The sequence below is a fragment of the Corynebacterium mendelii genome (assembly GCF_017307055.1).
GTDB lineage: Bacteria > Actinomycetota > Actinomycetes > Mycobacteriales > Mycobacteriaceae > Corynebacterium > Corynebacterium mendelii.
The window spans coordinates 605,461-621,918 of record NZ_JAFLEQ010000003.1; the positions used below are offsets into that span (position 1 = coordinate 605,461).

Here is a 16,458-nt window from a genome sequence, read left to right on the forward strand (position 1 = left end):
AGGGGAAAAGTTTTCCCGTCCCCCAACCATCGTGGTGAGCTGGGGTGTCAGTGCCGTCGCCCGGCGCGCAGGGCGGGGGTGTCCATTCCGCTACTTGACAGACCGATCGGTCTGCAATAAAACTTTGTGAACAGAGCGGTCTAGTAAGGGTCGCTTGTTTCCAGCGCTGTGCCGGGCGCATGTTCTCCACCCACCCTGAAAACCAATGTCGGAAGTGAAGGCATCATGCCCACCCTGTTTGATTCCACCGTCGCCGGTGTCGGCCGGATCGGCCCCAACCGTGAACTGAAAAAAGCCCTCGAGAAATTCTGGGCCGACCCTTCCACCGGCCGGGAGCTGTCGGCCACCGCGCAGCGTCTGACCCGTGAACTGAGCGAGAATCTGGGGAAAAACGGTCTTTCCAGTATCGCCCACGCCGGACGCAGCTACTACGATGCGGTCCACGATGTCACCGCGTTGCTGGGGCTTTTCCCGCAGCGTGTCCGGGTTTTCGCCGACCACACAATCGATGATGGGCTGCCGGGCCACATCGACCGCTACTTTGCTGCTGCCCGGGGTGCGCAGGGCATTCCCGCCCTGGCGATGACCAAATGGTTCGACACCAACTACCACTATCTGGTCCCGGAATTGTCTTCCGTCTCACAGCCGGAACTCGACGCCGAATGGTTTGTCGCCGATATCGCTGACGCGGTCGCTGTTGAACCCCGTATCCGGCCGGTGCTGGTGGGGCCGATCACCTATCTGGCACTGGCACGCACCACTGACGGCAGCTGTCCATTTGAGCTGCTGGACGCAGTCGTCGACTGCTACGCGGAACTGATCACCCGGCTGGCGGCCACGGGCGTGGGCTGGATCCAGCTTGATGAGCCGATTCTGGCAACCGATATTGATGCCGATCCGGAACGTGCCGGAGCCATCGGTGGCAAAGCCGAAAAAACCTACCGGCGGCTTGCCGCCGCACTGCATGACAGCCACCCGGACACCGGGCTTGTGGTCCAGACCTATTTCGGTGACGGCAATGCTGCCGTGGAGCTTTTGCAGGACACCGGCATCGATGCCCTTGGCGTGGATCTGGTCACCTACCGCACTGATGAGCGCTGTAGTGCCGGGGAAAAGACCTCTCCCGAGCAGTTGCTGCCTGCGTGGAAGGGCGGTATCGGCATTGTTGCCGGGGTGGTGGACGGCCGCAATATCTGGCGCACCGACTTATCCGATGCACTGGAGGTGATTGAAGCGTTAAAGAGCAGGGGAGAAGTGGCGGTATCAACCTCCGCATCGCTGCTGCATGTGCCCTACACGCTTGCCGGTGACAGCAGCTTCGACACCGATCCGGAACTGAAATCCTGGCTGGCTTTCGGCGCGGAAAAAGCAGGCGAAGTCGCAGTCCTGGCACGCCTGGCAGCCGGCGAAAGTTCCGCTGAACTGGAAGCGGCGGTGCAGGAGTCGACTGCAGCCCGGGCATCGCGCACCAACTCCGGCCGCACCCACAGCGCAACGGTGCGCAGCAGGGTCGCAGCTGTTACCGACTCCGATCGCACGCGGCAACCCTGGCAGGTCCGCCGCAGCGCCCAGAAAACCAGTGTTCCGCTGCCCCCGCTGGCCACCACCACCATCGGGTCATTCCCGCAGACCAGTCAGATCAGACAGGCCCGGGCGGCCCACCGCAATGGAAAGATCGATGACCGGGCCTACCGGGAAGCGATGGAAAAAGAAATCGCCGACTGCATTGCCCGCCAGGAGGAACTCGGCCTGGATGTGCTGGTGCACGGGGAAGCCGAACGAAACGACATGGTGCAGTATTTCTCCGAGCAGCTTCACGGCTACCACGCCACCGCCAACGGGTGGGTGCAAAGCTATGGCTCCCGGTGTGTGCGCCCGCCGATCCTCTACGGTGATATCGTCCGCCCGGAAGCCATGACCGTCGACTGGTTCGCTTTCGCCCAGTCTTTGACCGATAAGCCGGTCAAAGGCATGCTGACCGGACCTGTGACCATGCTCGCGTGGTCTTTTGTCCGTGACGACCAGCCGCTGGGGGACACCGCCGACCAGGTGGCTCTGGTGCTGCGTGACGAGATCGCCGATCTGGTGGCCGCCGGGGCGAAAATCATCCAGGTTGATGAACCGGCGATCCGGGAACTGCTGCCCCTGGTCAAAGACCGCAAGGGCGACTATCTCGCCTGGTCGGTGGGAAGCTTCCGGTTGGCCACCGGAGGAGCTGCACCGGAAACCCAGATTCACACCCACATGTGCTACTCGGAGTTCAATGAGCTCATCGACGCCATCGATGACCTGGATGCGGATGTGACCTCCATTGAGGCAGCCCGAAACGGCATGCAGGTGCTCGCCGCTGTGAAGGACCACGGTTATTCGCGTGGCATCGGGCCCGGAGTGTGGGACATTCACTCGCCCCGGGTGCCCGACCGCGGGGAAGTCGACGAACTGGTGGACGCCGCCCTGGAATCGGTGCCGGCCGAAGCTTTGTGGATCAACCCGGACTGCGGGCTGAAAACCCGTGGCTGGGAGGAAACGACGGCTTCGCTGGAGGTGCTGGTGGCTGCGGCACAGGCAGCCCGTGACCGGCTCCAGTAAAAGCCGGCGGGTTTTTCTGCCTGTGCCGTGCCCCGGCCGGTACCACAGCCGGGGCACACACCAGGCAAGTCCACCAGGATTTACCAGCTGGAAGGCTGGTAGTCCTTGAGGAAACACCCGTAGAGATCCACCCCGTTTTCGCCCTGCACAATCGGGTCGTAGACCCTGGCCGCCCCATCGACCAGATCCAGCGGGGCGTGGAAGCCTTCCTCGGCCAGCCGTTTTTTCGTCGTATGGGGCCGTTCGTCGGTGATCCACCCGGTATCGACCGCGGTGATGAGAATATTGTGCTCGAACAACTCATTGGCGGATGTTCTGGTGAGCATGTTCAACGCGGCTTTGGCCATGTTGGTGTGCGGGTGCCCGGGGCCTTTGTAGCCGCGGGAAAACACCCCCTCCATGGCGGAGACATTGACGATGTATTTGCGTCTGGCTGGAGAGGCCTCCAGGGCGGGGCGCAGGCGGTCGATGAGAATAAACGGTGCGGTGGCGTTGCACAGCTGCACTTCCAGCATCTCCAGGGGATCAACCTGGCCGATGGTGGCCACCCACGAATTGTGGTCGACTTTGTCCGGGATCAGCCCGCCGGCATCAATGGCGGTGCCGCGCTCCACCTCCTCCAGGGCAGCGGAACCCCCGGTCATGGCCATGGCCGCGAGCCTGGAGGCATGAATCTGTGCCTGTGCGGCAGCCAGCGCCCGGGTGTCATCTTCCGGGGGTTCGGGTGTCTCCGCGGGTAGTGGACCAGCGGCACCAAGGGCTGCAGTACCCCCGGCGGCCAAAGCCTTGGGGTGCAAAGCCGAGGTTTCGCCGAAAACAGTGCAGTCGATGTGTTGCTCCAGCCCGGTCAACGGGGCTTTTTCCGCATCCACCAGCCCGTTGTAGGCACCGGGCAGCCGTCTGACTGTTTGGGCGGCATTGTTGATGAGAATATCCAGGTGGCCTACAGCGGCCACCCGGTCGGCCAACGCCACCACCTGGGCAGGGTCGCGTAAATCAATACCGATAATATGCAACCGGTCCAGCCAGTCGGGTGAATCGGCGACAGCGGCAAACCGGCGGGCCGCATCGTTGGGAAAACGGGTGGTGATCGTCAGATCCGCGCCATCGCGCAGCAGTTTCAGTGCAATGTACATGCCGATCTTGGCCCGCCCGCCGGTGAGAAGTGCCCGGCGGCCGGTCAAATCCACCCGCTGGGATCTGCGGCGGCGGTTGTCGGCCGCACAATCCGGGCACAACTGGTGGTGGAAGGAATCGACCAGGGTGTAGGGCTTTTTGCAGACATAGCAGTTTTGTGCCCGCTGCAGTTTCCCGGCGAATCCGTACGGGGTGGCCACATCACCCGGCCCGAGCGCTTTGTGTTGCCCTTCAGCCGGGGTGATCAACAGCCCGGAGGTTTCATCATCGAGGCGCCGCGGATTGGCGGTGGCGGTTTTCGCCAGCACCGCCCGATCGGCATCCAGTCTTTTCTGCCGGGCTTTTTTCCGGCGGGATTTTTTCACCGCCTTGAACAACCTGCCGACCGCCCGCTGCAGTACCACCGAATCGGGGTGTTCGTCATCAAGATCACCGGCCCGGCGCAGCACTTTCAGGCAGATGTCAAGCTCGTCCGGATCGATGGGGGACTGGTCAGGCATGAGGGTGTGCTTTCACAACGTCGTGGGCAACATCGGGGGTGACGGTCAGGGCACAAGGGGTATTGCCCATCTTCACCGTCTGCGACACTTTACCGCCGTCACATCCGCCAGGGGCACAGCAGATAGGTGCCGACCGGACACCAGAGTCCCGCTCCCACACGCAGTGGCCGGTAGGCTGGGCTTTCGCGGGGAGGATATATCTCCTCCGGCAACGGCGTTCGCCAGCACCACAACAACCGACCGATTGGACAAACACCCCATGGCAACGATCGCAGTGGCGGGAGCCACCGGCTATGCAGGCCGTTATCTTGTTCACCGTGCCCACGACCGCGGCCACAGGGTCATCGCCTGTGTGCGCGACGAAGTCAAAACCAGGATTCCCGGGAAAGCCGGGGCCCCGTCAATCAGCCATATCGCCGATGACATCCGGGTGGCTGATTTCACCGACCGTGCAGCCTGTGCCACCGCTGTCGCCGGGGCCGATATTGTCATCAGTGCTGTCGGCCGGGCAGGCGGGGACGGGTGGGCCATCGATTTCGGCGCCAACGTCAATCTGCTGGCCGCGGCCGGCCAGGCGGGTGCCACCCGGTTTGTCTACATCAATTCGTTGAACGCGACACCGGGGGCAGTGGGCGGACTGGCGGCCAAGGCAGCGTTCGTCCATGCCAGCCAGCTCAGCCCGGTGGACACTGTCATCGCCTCACCATCGGGGTTTTTCTCCGACATGGCGGGAGTACTGCGGCAGGCGGCCGGCGAGACGGTATTCCTGCCGCCTGATCCGGATATCCGCCTCAATCCGGTGCACGGTGCCGACCTGGCCGACACACTGCTTGATGCCGCTGAATCCGAGATCGCGCCCGAGCCGTTCACCGTCGGTGGGCCGGATATTTTCACCTACGGCCAGATTCTTGATATGGCGATCACCTCGTTGGGCACCGACCCGACAATTGTGCGGGTTCCCGATTTCGGTGACAAAGGACGCGACGTTGTGGCCGCGGTGGCCGGCGACAGGGCGCCGATGTGGCTGAAAATGATGGAAACCTATCTGTCCCGGGATGCCATCGGCGAACCCCACGGAACCCACCACCTGAAAGACTTCTTCGACGACCAGCGCGGTGCGTTCCACGAGTAGAAACCGCACGCAAAAACCCGCCCCCTCCACCTGTACAAACAACCGGGTGACAAGGGCGGGCAAACGACACAGGCGGCAACCGTGAAGGTTGCCGCCTGTGTCATCGTGTGTCCGGAGGGGGACTTGAACCCCCACGTCCGTTAATAGGACACTAGCACCTCAAGCTAGCGCGTCTACCATTCCGCCACCCGGACAGGGTGTGGCATCCAGCGTTTCTCAGCTGGGCACCGCCTAAGCCTATCGTGCAATGTTGCCCGGAAACAAATTACCAGCTTGTGATGAATTTTTCCGGCTTATTGGCGGCGCCTTGGCGAGATTGCGGCGGAAGGTTTTCCCCGTTGTGACAATCATGGGACGAAGACCCGGCCCCACAGGCTGCCACATCGCGGTCACCTGTCACCGGCGCCGGTAAGCTGTCGAAGCGTGCCAATCTTTTCGCCCCGACCGTCCCCCGCCCGGCGCTGGCGGTGGATCGCCCCGGACACCCCACCCGGTGAACAGCCCCTGCTGACCGGCCGGACAATATCTTCGGCCCGCAGGCTGACACTGGCCGCCTTATTCGGCCACCGCACGGCAACGTGGCTGATTGTGGTGATGGTCCTCATCCAGCAGGCGAGTACCGTTGCCGTGTCAAAAGTTTTGGGCCAGGCCACCGATTCGGTGCTGGCGGTGGGAACCTGGGCCGCCTTTAGCGCTGTCGCCTGCATACTCATTGCCCTGCAAATCATCAACTGGGTGCTGGAAACAACCACCTCACCTTTGGTCGACATCACCGGCAAGCGGGTCACTCACGGTCTGCGCCTGGAACTTTTGGGCGCACTCGTCGACGGCCCCCGCCCGGAGATGACACCGGGCACCATTTTGAACACCATCGACCAGGATTCCACCAACCTGGTTGATGTGAAGGAAGTGTTTTTCTTCCCCGTGCCGGTGGGTTTCTACTCCCTGGTCACGGCTGTGACCCTGTCGTTTATCGACTGGCGGTTCGGGTTGTGCGTGGCAGGCGGAGTGGTTGCCACTTCACTGGCCGGCCTGGCCACCGCACCGGTGATCACCGCCAAAGCCGCCGCCAGGAGGCAGGCTGAAACAGCCGCGATCAGTGTTGGAACCGATCTTGCCAGCGGCTCCCGGGTGGTCAAGGGATTGGGTGCGGTGGCGGCCTCGGAACACAAGTTCGCCCGGCACATGGACGGTGTGCTCGAAGCTTCCCTCTCCGAGATCACGACCCTGCTGGTGCTCGGCCAAATCCGGCAGCTGGTGCCGGTCGTGTTCGGTTTCAGTACGGTCGCATGGGCGGCCGTGATGGCCTTCGAGGGCAGGATCAGCCCCGCGGAGCTGGTCACCGTCACCATTTTGGTGCCCACCACACTGCAGGTGTCCGGTTTTGCGGTTGGATTCGCCATTGACGTCTGGTCAAGATCAGCCGCCTCAGCCGGCCGGATCATCGATTTCAATACCGCTGTGTCCGTAGCCCGTGCCACCGGCGGCGCTCCCACCCCGGTGACCGGAGGCCCCGCCGGTGTTTTCGGGGCGGGCCTGACCGTTCTTGCCCCGGCGACAGCGGAGGAAAAACGGCTGGTGTCAGAGATGGTGGCAACGTTGTCGGACAACCCCGGAACCATTGTCGCCCCGCACAAGGTCACTGTTTTCGAGGGCAGCCTGGCCGACAATATCGATCCCACCGGACAGGTCGGTACAACCCGTGTCCGGGCTGCGCTGGATGCGGCCTGCTGCCGGGATATCGTCACCCGTCTGGGTAGCCGGGATCCCACCAATGACACCGGTTGCCCGGCGCAGCTTCCCGACGGTGTGATCGGTGAAGCGGGCCTGAACCTTTCCGGCGGGCAGCGGCAGCGCGTCGCCCTGGCCCGGGTACTGGCAGCCGACCCGCACGTGCTGGTGCTTGATGAACCGACCACCGGGCTGGATGCGGTCACCCTGGATGCGGTGGCCGCCAACACGGCGGCAATCCGGGGGCGGAAAACAACCGTTGTGATCACCGGGGCACATGCCTGGAAGTCGGTTGCCGACCGGGTACTTACCGGCAGTGCTTTGACCCGAATATGCCGGGTCCCCGGCAGGCGGGAGGAGGAACAACAATGAGTGGACGCACAGCAACCGACACCACCGCACAGCCCGACGCCGGTGACGCCCTCCAGCCGGCTCCGGTGGGCACCATTGTCCGCACCCTGGGCCGCATGCCGTCGAAACCGTCCGCTTCCTGGTGGATCCTGACGATTGGCATATTCAGCATCACCATGGGCGCCCAAACCGCCGGCAACAGCCTGTGGGGGCGGATGGTGGACGTGGCAACCGGTCAGGCCGTCGGTATCTTCGGTAAAGGGCACAGCGCCGTTGTCACGCTGGCCGCAACTATCGCGGTGCTGATGGTGCTGGAAACCCTCGGCCGGACCATGGGAAGCTGGTTTCTTTTGTCCCGGTCCGCTCGTTTGGGCGTTGACCTGCGCAAAGCATGTCTCGGATCGGCTCTCAACGCCCCGGTTCCCGATGTGCTTGAGCTGGGAACCGGCAACGTCATTTCCCGTTTGACCCGCGACATCGATGACACACTCAGTCTGATCAGGGATGCCGGAACCCGCCTGATCATCACTGTCCTGGCTTTTCCCTTCACCTTCTTTGCCCTGATCATGGTCAGCTGGCATTTTGCGGTGCTGTTCGTGGTGCTGGTGGCCGTGGCCTGGCCGGCGGTGAAAGTCAGTTTGTTGATCCTGCCCGGATTATCGAACAATGCGTCCACGGCCGAAGCCCGGCGCAACAACATGCTGCTTGATACGGTGCGCGGCATGCCCACCATCCGGGCCCTGGGGTTGGGGGACTGGGCGAAAAAACGCCTCGAGAACAACTCCTGGAAAGCGGTGACCGCCCGCACGAAAGTCTCGGCGGCCCTGAACCAGGTGCTCACCCAGGCTTTTCTGCTCTACACGGTGCTGCTGGTTCTCACCCTGGGCATCGCCATGCTGGCGATCACCGCCGGCACCATCACCCTCGGGCAGGCAACCGCCGCCGTGCTGCTGGTGGCCCGTCTGGAGGTCCATGTGTTCAATATCCTCATGTTCGCCGGATCCATTCAGCGCGGACTGACTTCCCTCGGGCGGGCCGTGTCGCTGGCGAACCTGGCTGACACCAGCCGTGCCGGGCAGGTGCTTCCCGCCGACTGCGCCCCCGGCGTGCCCGTCGACTGCAACCGTTTGACCGTGGCCTACAACAGCGCACCACCGGTGATCGACAATCTGTCGCTGACCCTGGAAGGGGGAACCACCACAGCGTTGGTGGGGGCTTCCGGGGCCGGTAAATCCACACTGGCCGCAGCCATTGCGGGTCTGGTAAGACCGGCATCCGGAACCATCACCGTCGGCGGCACCGATACCGCGACGGTCCCCGATACCTGGACCACCCGGCAGGTACTGCTGATGAGCCAGGAAGTGCACCTGTTTTCCGGAACCCTGCGCGGGGATCTGTCCATGGCCAAGCCCGGGGCAGAGGATTCCGAACTGCTCGCAGCCCTGGCCGCGGTCGGCCTGGATGAGAAGACCGATTCGTGGAACCGTTTCTTCCCTGCAGGACTCGACACCAACATCGGTGCCGGGCACGACGACATAGAACCGGTGGTTGCCCAGCAGATCGCCATGGCGCGCACACTGTTGGTGGATCCGCCGGTACTGATCATGGATGAAGCCACCAGTGAGGCCGGTTCCGATCACGCCAGAGCCCTGGAAAAAGCGGCCGCCATGCTGTCGGAGGGCAGAACCTCCCTGGTGGTGGCCCACCGGCTCGACCAGGCCGAGACAGCCGACCGGATTTTACTGATGGACAACGGGCGCATCATCGAAGACGGCACCCACGAGGAACTGATCGCCGCAGGCGGCCGGTATGCGCAGCTGTACCAACGATGGTCAGCCACCTGACCGGTTATGGCCCGGATTAGGCGGCCACAGGTGAACACTCCACCCACCGACAGTGGCGGTATATACAAATAAGATACCCCCGTCATTTTTTCCACCTGCGGATTAGCGCGTCGGAAAGGGCGCCTACCAGTACGTTGCCGCTGACCTGCGGGAGTGGCCCCCTCCCTCCTGCGCCGGGGATGATCCACCTTAAAGCCACATGATTGTTGGATAACAGTTTGGGTACAGGGGGGTGTTGGGGGTTTCCTCCGGCCCACTATTGAAGTAAACAGGGGGCATGAGCAATTATGCAGACGATCCCCGATTCCCCGGCCCGGACCCATACGCACCCCTGAAGGACCTTCCTTCGTTTCCGCTGGAATCAACCGATCTCGACAATGGCGGCACCTTTGACGAGAAGTTTCTCGGCGGCAACGACGTTTCCCCGCAGTTGAGCTGGTCCGATCTCCCCGAGGGCACCAAGTCGATTGCCATTACCTGCTTTGACCCCGACGCGCCCACCGGATCCGGATTCTGGCACTGGGCGGCCTGCAACATTCCCGCCGATATCACCGAACTGAAGCAGGGGGCCGGTGACGACACCATGGGTGGGATTGACGGTGTCACAGTGCTCAAAGGCGACGGCGGCAAGCGCGGCTACTACGGCCCGCAGCCCCCGGCCGGACATGGTCCACACCGCTACCTGTTCGCCGTCCACGCCGTCGACGTTGAGAAACTCGACATCCCGGAGGATGCCACCCCGACGGTGCTGGGATTCAACCTGTACTTCCATTCGATCGGCCGGTCCATTTTGTGGGGCTGGCACGAAAACAGGTAGGAAGCCTTCCGGCGCTTCTTAAAAAACTTGGCGGATGCACCCCACCGGCCACAGCGTGGATGGTGGGAGCGTGACCCGTCACGATAAGGAATAACCCCCGTGTGCCTGGTTCGGCGAATAAGTCCGCACCGTGGTCACGGGGTTATTTCTTACCCAAACGGGGGAGCCAACCGGTTTTCGACGGCATGTGTAACGTCTCAGACTTGACTGCCGACGTTTACCCATGGAAGATTTAACCACCTGCTGTCATTGCCAGAAAGCGATCCGGCGACGGCGATGAAACTGCCCCTGATGAAGGCTTTCGGCAGTGTCATTTTTAGGTACGGTATCGAATTCGCTCATTATCTTCCGAATGGATAATCTCAATCGATAATCGTTGTCTTAGTATATCTCTTGGTGTAATATCAGGCTCAAGCCACCAACGAGGTGCCCCCTACTGTGAAGGATTTCTCTGATGCGCAAGATTGCAACCGTTGTCACTACCGCTGCCCTGCTCGGCGGTGTGTTGGCTCCCGCTGCTACTGCCGAAACCACCTGGACCAAATCGGAGTATGCGAAATTATGGTCCAATGCGAAGTGTTCTGATCTTAAGTCTTCAATTGACCTCCCCGATGGAGTCAAGACCAAGATGGATTTGCTTGCTCAAGCCGAGACAGAATCAAAGGAATTTGCCGGTGATATCCGTAAGTACTTACCGGGTACGCTGAACGAGAGCAATAAAGAGCAGTGGAAGTTTTTTGTGCAGGCATCTGCCGACCGGCTTGAAGAGTGCAAGATCGTCAAGGGGTCGTCTGCCACCGATGCCAAGAACCTGTCCAGCAAATACATCGAGACCGGCGACAAGGTCAAGTATATTGCCGTGGTCGCTGCCATCTTGGCTGCCCTTGGTGGCATCGGGTTCGCTTTCCAGAACGGCATGATCCCCATGCCCCCTATGCCTCGCTAATCTTCCGTGGCCCATCCCGACGCCTCAACGGTGACGGGGACATATGAAAGATTTTCGGCACTGTTCCCACCCCCATAGCGGGCCGGGAACAGTGCCGAAGGCACTTCCTGGGGATAGTGCGGAGCTGTCTGTGTGCCTGACGCGTAGAATGGGGCACCTATGAATCCCAGCAATACCCAGCCCAACCGTCCGCCGGCTACTGTGCCCACAGCCATCCGTATCGGCGGCGCTTTTCTGGTGCTCGCCTTCGTCATGTTCATCACCTTCGCGGTCCACGCTTTCCGCGAAGGTTTTTTCAGTGCCTTCGAGGTCACGCCGACCTTCCTGCTCAACTGCGCGGCAGGCCTGATCGTCGGTGCGTTTTTCACTGTCGGTGCGGCCCAGCGCGCCAATATGTCACGGCTTATCGCCCTGGGCGCGGCAGTGGGCATGATTATCGTCGGCCGGTTTGTTCCCCATGTCGTACTGATGTCCATGGAGTCCTTCTGGCTTCCGGCCTACGGTGTGGCATCGCTGATCGCCGGTGTGCTGATCCGCAACCGGATCATGAAACAAAACTAACCGTCCGTTGAGCTTTGCTGGCCTGATACGGGCAGCAGAGAATCTTTCTGTCCGGTGAACTGTGGTTTTGGGGGTTCACTCCGGCTGTACTACTCTGTCTATTCATGGTCACCACACCCTGTCCCAGAGACTTCCTTGCCGCCCTGAACCGCCGGGTACTCATCGGTGACGGAGCCATGGGCACCCAGCTGCAGGCACACGATCTTGATGTCGACACCGACTTCGCCGGGCTGGAGGGCTGCAACGAGATTCTCAACGACACCCGTCCCGATGTGGTGGCAGGCATCCACCGCGCCTATTTCGAGGCCGGGGCCGACCTGGTGGAGACCAACACCTTCGGCTGCAACCACCCGAACCTGAACGACTACGATATCGCCGACCGGTGCCGGGAACTGGCTTTCAAGGGTGCCTCGATTGCCCGGGAAGTCGCCGACGAGATGGGTGATGGCCCGGATGGTGTTCCCCGTTTCGTCCTCGGGTCGTTGGGACCGGGCACCAAACTGCCGTCGCTGGGGCATGCACCCTTCGGGCTGTTGCGCGACTGGTACGCCGAGGCCGGACTCGGGCTGGTGGAAGGTGGGGCAGATGCGATCCTGATCGAGACCTGCCAGGATCTGCTGCAGGTCAAAGCTGCGGTCCACGGCGTGCGGATGGCTTTCGACCAGCTGGGGGTGGAAGTACCGATTGTGGTGCACCTGACGGTGGAAACCACCGGCACCATGCTGCTGGGATCGGATATCGCCGCCGCCTACACCGCGGTCAATGCCCTGGGGGTTGACATGGTGGGGCTGAACTGTGCCACGGGTCCGGCGGAGATGAGCGAGCACTTGCGCTACCTGGCGGCCACTGCCGGGCAACCGGTGTCCGTGATGCCGAACGCCGGCCTGCCGATTCTGGGACCTAACGGTGCCCAGTATCCGCTCACCGCCGATGAACTGGCCGAAGCGCTGGGACATTTTGTCACCGACTACGGTTTGTCGATGGTCGGCGGCTGCTGTGGCACCACCCCGGAACACATAAAAAAAGTCCGCGAGCATGTGCTGGGGCTTGCTCCGGCCAAGCGGGAACCCGGTGCGGGGCTTATTCCCGGCGGCTGCGTGTCATCGCTCTACAGCCAGGTGCCCCTGACCCAGGAAACCGGCATCACCTTAATCGGTGAGCGAACCAACGCCAACGGTTCCAAGGCTTTCCGGGAGGCGATGCTGGCCGGCGACACCGACACCTGCATCGAGATCGCCAAACAGCAGACCCGTGACGGTGCGCAGATGATTGACCTGTGCGTCGACTATGTCGGCCGTGACGGCAAAGACGATATGGCTGTGCTGGCGCCGTTGATCGCCACCTCGTCGACGCTGCCGGTGATGATCGACTCCACCGAGCCGGCGGTCATTGAAGCAGGCCTGGAGTTTTTCGGCGGCCGGTGTGCGGTCAACTCCGTCAACTTCGAAGACGGCGACGCCGAGGATTCCCGCTACCGGACGATCATGCGGGCGGTGAAAAAACACGGCGCCGCAGTGGTGGCCCTGACCATCGACGAAGAGGGCCAGGCACGGACCAGAGAAAAGAAGGTCGCCATCGCCTCCCGGCTGATCGACGACATCACCGGCACCTACGGGCTGGCCCAGCAGGACATTATCGTCGACTGCCTGACCTTCCCGATCTCCACGGGACAGGAGGAAACCCGGCGGGACGGCATCGAAACCATCGAGGCGATCCGGGAGCTGAAAAAACTCTATCCCGATATCCACACCACACTGGGTCTGTCCAATATTTCCTTCGGACTCAATCCTGCCGCCCGCCAGGTGCTCAATTCGGTGTTTTTGGACCAGTGCATCAAAGCCGGCCTTGATTCGGCGATCGCGCACTCGTCGAAAATCCTGCCGATGAACCGCATCGATGACACGCAGCGGGAAGTCGCACTTGACATGGTGTGGGACCGGCGGCGCGCCGACTACGATCCGCTGTCGACGTTCATGGATCTTTTCGAGGGCGTCGACGCGAAAAACTCCGCCGACCAGCGGGCAGAAGCCCTGGCCGCGATGCCGCTGTTTGACCGGCTGGCGCAGCGCATCATCGACGGGGAGAAAAACGGCCTGGTCGACGACCTTGATGCCGCCAGGAAAGAAAAAGAGCCGTTGGCCATCATCAACGATGACCTGCTGCGCGGCATGCAAACTGTCGGTGAGCTGTTCGGCTCCGGGCAGATGCAACTGCCGTTCGTGCTGGCCTCGGCTGAAACCATGAAAGCCGCGGTCGCCCACCTGGAACAGTTCATGGAAGATGCCGGCCAGGGATCATCCAAGGGCAAGGTTGTCATCGCCACGGTCAAAGGTGATGTGCACGACATCGGCAAAAACCTGGTCGACATCATCTTGTCGAACAACGGATACGACGTGATCAACCTCGGTATCAAACAGCCGATCTCGACGATTTTGTCGGCCGTTGAGGAGCACAACGCCGACTGTGTCGGCATGTCCGGGCTGCTGGTGAAATCGACGGTGGTGATGAAAGAAAACCTGCAGGCGATGAATGAGGCGGAAGCCTCCGGAACCCCGGTGATTTTGGGTGGCGCCGCCCTGACCCGCGCCTATGTCGAAGACGATTTGACCAAGGTCTATGACGGCGAGGTGCACTACGCCCGGGATGCATTCGAAACCCTGCGCCTGCTCGATGAGATCATGGCGCTGAAAAAAGGTGATGACCCGCTGGCGGATCCGGAGGCCCTCAAAGCCGCCAAACAGCGGGAGAAAAAACGTCTGGAACGGCAGGCCCGGCGGGAAAAGGCCCTCCGGGTGGCAGCCAGACGCCGGGAGGAAAACAAGGACCTGGTTATTCCGGAGCGCTCCGATGTGGCCCGGGATTTCCCGGTGGCCACCCCGCCGTTTTGGGGAACCCGCATTGTCAAGGGGCTACCCTTGAAAGAATATCTGCCCAACCTGGATGAACGTGCCCTGTTCATGGGCCTGTGGGGGCTGAAAGGCGCCCGGAAAGGGGAGGGGCCGACATTTGAGGAACTGGTCGAAACTGAGGGCAGGCCGCGGTTGCGCGGCTGGCTGGACCGGTTGAAAGCGGAGAAAATCCTCGACCATGCCGCCGTCGTCTACGGCTATTTTCCGGCTGTTTCAGACGGTCGACGCGTTGATCTTTTGGCCGAACCGTCCCCTGATGCCGAGGTGGTCACCTCGTTTGAGTTCCCCCGGCAAATCCGCGGCAGGCATTTGTGTATCGCCGATTTCATCCTCGACCGGCAGCGCGCGGAAGAAACGGGGAAGGTCGATGTGTTCCCGCTGCAGCTGGTGACCATGGGCACCCCGATCGCGGATTTCGCCAACGAGCTGTTCGCCGAATCCTCCTACCGCGAATATCTGGAAGTGCACGGTATCGGGGTGCAGCTGACCGAGGCGCTGGCCGAATACTGGCATTCCCGCATCCGCGCCGAACTGGATTTGGGGGCCGGTGTCCATGTCGGTGACTTCGACGCCACTGATCCGCGCAGGTTTTTCGACCTGGATTACCGGGGTGCCCGCTACTCCTTCGGCTATGGTTCCTGCCCGGCCCTGGAGCCGCGGGAAGAAGTGGTCGCGCTACTCGACGCCGGCCGGATCGGGGTGAAGATCTCCGAGGAATACCAGCTGCATCCGGAACAATCCACCGACGCGTTCGTGCTCTACCACCCGCAGGCCAAGTACTTCAACACCTGATCTTCGGCTCGGCCGCGGCTGTGGCGGCCGGAAGGTCAGTCGCCCAGCCAGGGTTTGCCGCAGCCGACAGCCTCCGAGATGGAGAAAAATCCCCATTTGCGCAGCTGGTCGGCGATTCCGGTGTGGATGTCGGTGGCCCAGGCCGGTCCGCCGTAGATGAAACCGGTGTAGCCCTGCAGCAGCGAGGCACCGGCGGCAATACGGTCCCAAGCCTGCTTGGGTGTTTCGATGCCGCCGACACCGACAATGACCAGCTTCCCGCCGACCCGCCGGTACAACCGGCTGATCACCTCCAGTGACCGGGCGGCCACCGGCGGACCCGACAGCCCCCCGGCGCCCATGGCTTCCACCCGGGCCGGCGGGGTGACAAGACCGTCACGGGTGATGGTGGTGTTGGTGGCGACAATGCCCGCCAGTTTGAGTTTCACGGCCAGATCCGCCACCGCGTCGACATCGTCATCGGACAGATCGGGGGCGATTTTCACCAGCACCGGCGAATCGGTGGAATCGGTGACCGCCGACAGAATCGGTTCAAGGGATTCCACCGCCTGCAGGTCACGCAGACCGGGAGTGTTCGGCGAGGAGACGTTGACGGTGACATAGTCGGCCAGATCCCCCAGCATCGCGGCCGAGTAGCGGTAGTCCTCATCCGCCCGGTCGGCGGGGGTGAGTTTCGTTTTGCCGATGTTGATGCCGATAATGCCGTCGCCCCGGTGTGCCCGAAGGTTCGCCGCGGCCTGCACCGCACCCTGGTTGTTGAAGCCCATGCGGTTGATGATCGCGTGATCGTCCGGCAGACGGAACAGGCGCGGCCGGGGGTTGCCGGGCTGCGCTTTGGCGGTGATGGTGCCCAGTTCCGCGTAGCCGAAACCGAGGGACTGCCACGCGTCGGCGGCGGAGGCGTTTTTGTCGAAGCCCGCAGCAAGTCCCAGCGGGGCGGGAAAATGGACACCGAACAGGTCCTGCCCGAGGATCGGGTCATCGACGCTGAACATCCGGCCCACCGGCCCGTGGAGGCTGCGCGTTCCGGCGTAGGCGTTTAATCCCCGCATCATGGCGGTGTGGATGGTTTCCGGGGCAAGCCTGAACATGGCTTTCAGTGCCACGGGATACAGTGCGCTGTAGGCGGCGTGAACGGGTTGTCGCATG

10 protein-coding genes and 1 tRNA gene are annotated in these 16,458 nt (G+C 62.2%); 8 read left to right on the plus strand and 3 right to left on the minus strand.

Features of this window, described 5'->3' with window-relative positions; translation table 11 throughout:
* Positions 1-225 precede the first annotated feature (225 nt).
* On the plus strand, positions 226-2,589 hold the full coding sequence (gene metE / locus JZY06_RS02400) for a 5-methyltetrahydropteroyltriglutamate--homocysteine S-methyltransferase (RefSeq protein WP_207118187.1): 2,364 nt from the start codon (positions 226-228) through the stop codon (positions 2,587-2,589).
* Positions 2,590-2,669: 80 nt separating this feature from the next.
* On the opposite strand, the gene JZY06_RS02405 is transcribed toward metE, so the two are convergent.
* Positions 2,670-4,226 carry an SDR family oxidoreductase gene (locus tag JZY06_RS02405; RefSeq protein ID WP_207118188.1) on the minus strand — a complete coding sequence of 519 codons (1,557 nt, stop codon included), beginning with the start codon at positions 4,224-4,226 and terminating at the stop codon, positions 2,670-2,672.
* 259 nt (positions 4,227-4,485) lie between these two features.
* Between JZY06_RS02405 and JZY06_RS02410 the strand changes: the two genes are divergently transcribed.
* The gene (locus JZY06_RS02410; RefSeq protein ID WP_207118189.1) at positions 4,486-5,358 is read left to right on the plus strand and encodes an NAD(P)H-binding protein; all 873 of its coding nucleotides are present in this window, start codon (positions 4,486-4,488) and stop codon (positions 5,356-5,358) included.
* Between the two features lie 108 nt (positions 5,359-5,466).
* On the opposite strand, the gene JZY06_RS02415 is transcribed toward JZY06_RS02410, so the two are convergent.
* Positions 5,467-5,552 (minus strand) — tRNA-Leu (locus tag JZY06_RS02415).
* A gap of 229 nt (positions 5,553-5,781) precedes the next feature.
* On the opposite strand from JZY06_RS02415, the gene JZY06_RS12475 reads away from it, so the two are divergent.
* The 6 genes from JZY06_RS12475 to metH all read left to right on the plus strand — a co-directional run bounded on the left by JZY06_RS12475 (position 5,782) and on the right by metH (position 15,309).
* The gene (locus JZY06_RS12475) at positions 5,782-7,461 is read left to right on the plus strand and encodes an ABC transporter ATP-binding protein (protein WP_330617035.1); all 1,680 of its coding nucleotides are present in this window, start codon (positions 5,782-5,784) and stop codon (positions 7,459-7,461) included.
* Positions 7,458-9,284, plus strand: coding sequence for an ABC transporter ATP-binding protein (locus tag JZY06_RS02425; protein ID WP_207118190.1), 1,827 nt, complete (start codon positions 7,458-7,460; stop codon positions 9,282-9,284). Before JZY06_RS12475 ends, JZY06_RS02425 begins: the two co-directional genes overlap by 4 nt.
* A 277-nt stretch (positions 9,285-9,561) precedes the next feature.
* Positions 9,562-10,101 (plus strand): YbhB/YbcL family Raf kinase inhibitor-like protein, encoded by a 540-nt coding sequence (locus JZY06_RS02430; protein ID WP_207118191.1) that lies wholly within the window; start codon positions 9,562-9,564, stop codon positions 10,099-10,101.
* 454 nt (positions 10,102-10,555) lie between these two features.
* Entirely contained in the window at positions 10,556-11,047 is a 492-nt protein-coding gene (locus tag JZY06_RS02435) for a hypothetical protein (protein ID WP_207118192.1), read from the plus strand.
* A 159-nt stretch (positions 11,048-11,206) separates the two neighbouring features.
* Positions 11,207-11,608 carry a hypothetical protein gene (locus tag JZY06_RS02440; RefSeq protein ID WP_207118193.1) on the plus strand — a complete coding sequence of 134 codons (402 nt, stop codon included), beginning with the start codon at positions 11,207-11,209 and terminating at the stop codon, positions 11,606-11,608.
* Positions 11,609-11,712: 104 nt separating this feature from the next.
* The gene (gene metH / locus JZY06_RS02445; RefSeq protein ID WP_207118194.1) at positions 11,713-15,309 is read left to right on the plus strand and encodes a methionine synthase; all 3,597 of its coding nucleotides are present in this window, start codon (positions 11,713-11,715) and stop codon (positions 15,307-15,309) included.
* A 35-nt stretch (positions 15,310-15,344) separates the two neighbouring features.
* On the opposite strand, the gene JZY06_RS02450 is transcribed toward metH, so the two are convergent.
* Positions 15,345-16,457, minus strand: coding sequence for a quinone-dependent dihydroorotate dehydrogenase (locus tag JZY06_RS02450; protein WP_207118195.1), 1,113 nt, complete (start codon positions 16,455-16,457; stop codon positions 15,345-15,347).
* Position 16,458: the final 1 nt, after the last annotated feature.

What these genes read in the sequence shown, in the direction of transcription:
- metE (WP_207118187.1), top strand. Translation starts at nt 226, where the DNA reads ATGCCCACCCTGTTTGATTCCACCGTCGCCGGTGTCGGCCGGATCGGC.
- JZY06_RS02405 (WP_207118188.1), bottom strand. Translation starts at nt 4,226, where the DNA reads ATGCCTGACCAGTCCCCCATCGATCCGGACGAGCTTGACATCTGCCTG.
- JZY06_RS02410 (WP_207118189.1), top strand. Translation starts at nt 4,486, where the DNA reads ATGGCAACGATCGCAGTGGCGGGAGCCACCGGCTATGCAGGCCGTTAT.
- JZY06_RS02425 (WP_207118190.1), top strand. Translation starts at nt 7,458, where the DNA reads ATGAGTGGACGCACAGCAACCGACACCACCGCACAGCCCGACGCCGGT.
- JZY06_RS02430 (WP_207118191.1), top strand. Translation starts at nt 9,562, where the DNA reads ATGAGCAATTATGCAGACGATCCCCGATTCCCCGGCCCGGACCCATAC.
- JZY06_RS02435 (WP_207118192.1), top strand. Translation starts at nt 10,556, where the DNA reads ATGCGCAAGATTGCAACCGTTGTCACTACCGCTGCCCTGCTCGGCGGT.
- JZY06_RS02440 (WP_207118193.1), top strand. Translation starts at nt 11,207, where the DNA reads ATGAATCCCAGCAATACCCAGCCCAACCGTCCGCCGGCTACTGTGCCC.
- metH (WP_207118194.1), top strand. Translation starts at nt 11,713, where the DNA reads ATGGTCACCACACCCTGTCCCAGAGACTTCCTTGCCGCCCTGAACCGC.
- JZY06_RS02450 (WP_207118195.1), bottom strand. Translation starts at nt 16,457, where the DNA reads ATGCGACAACCCGTTCACGCCGCCTACAGCGCACTGTATCCCGTGGCA.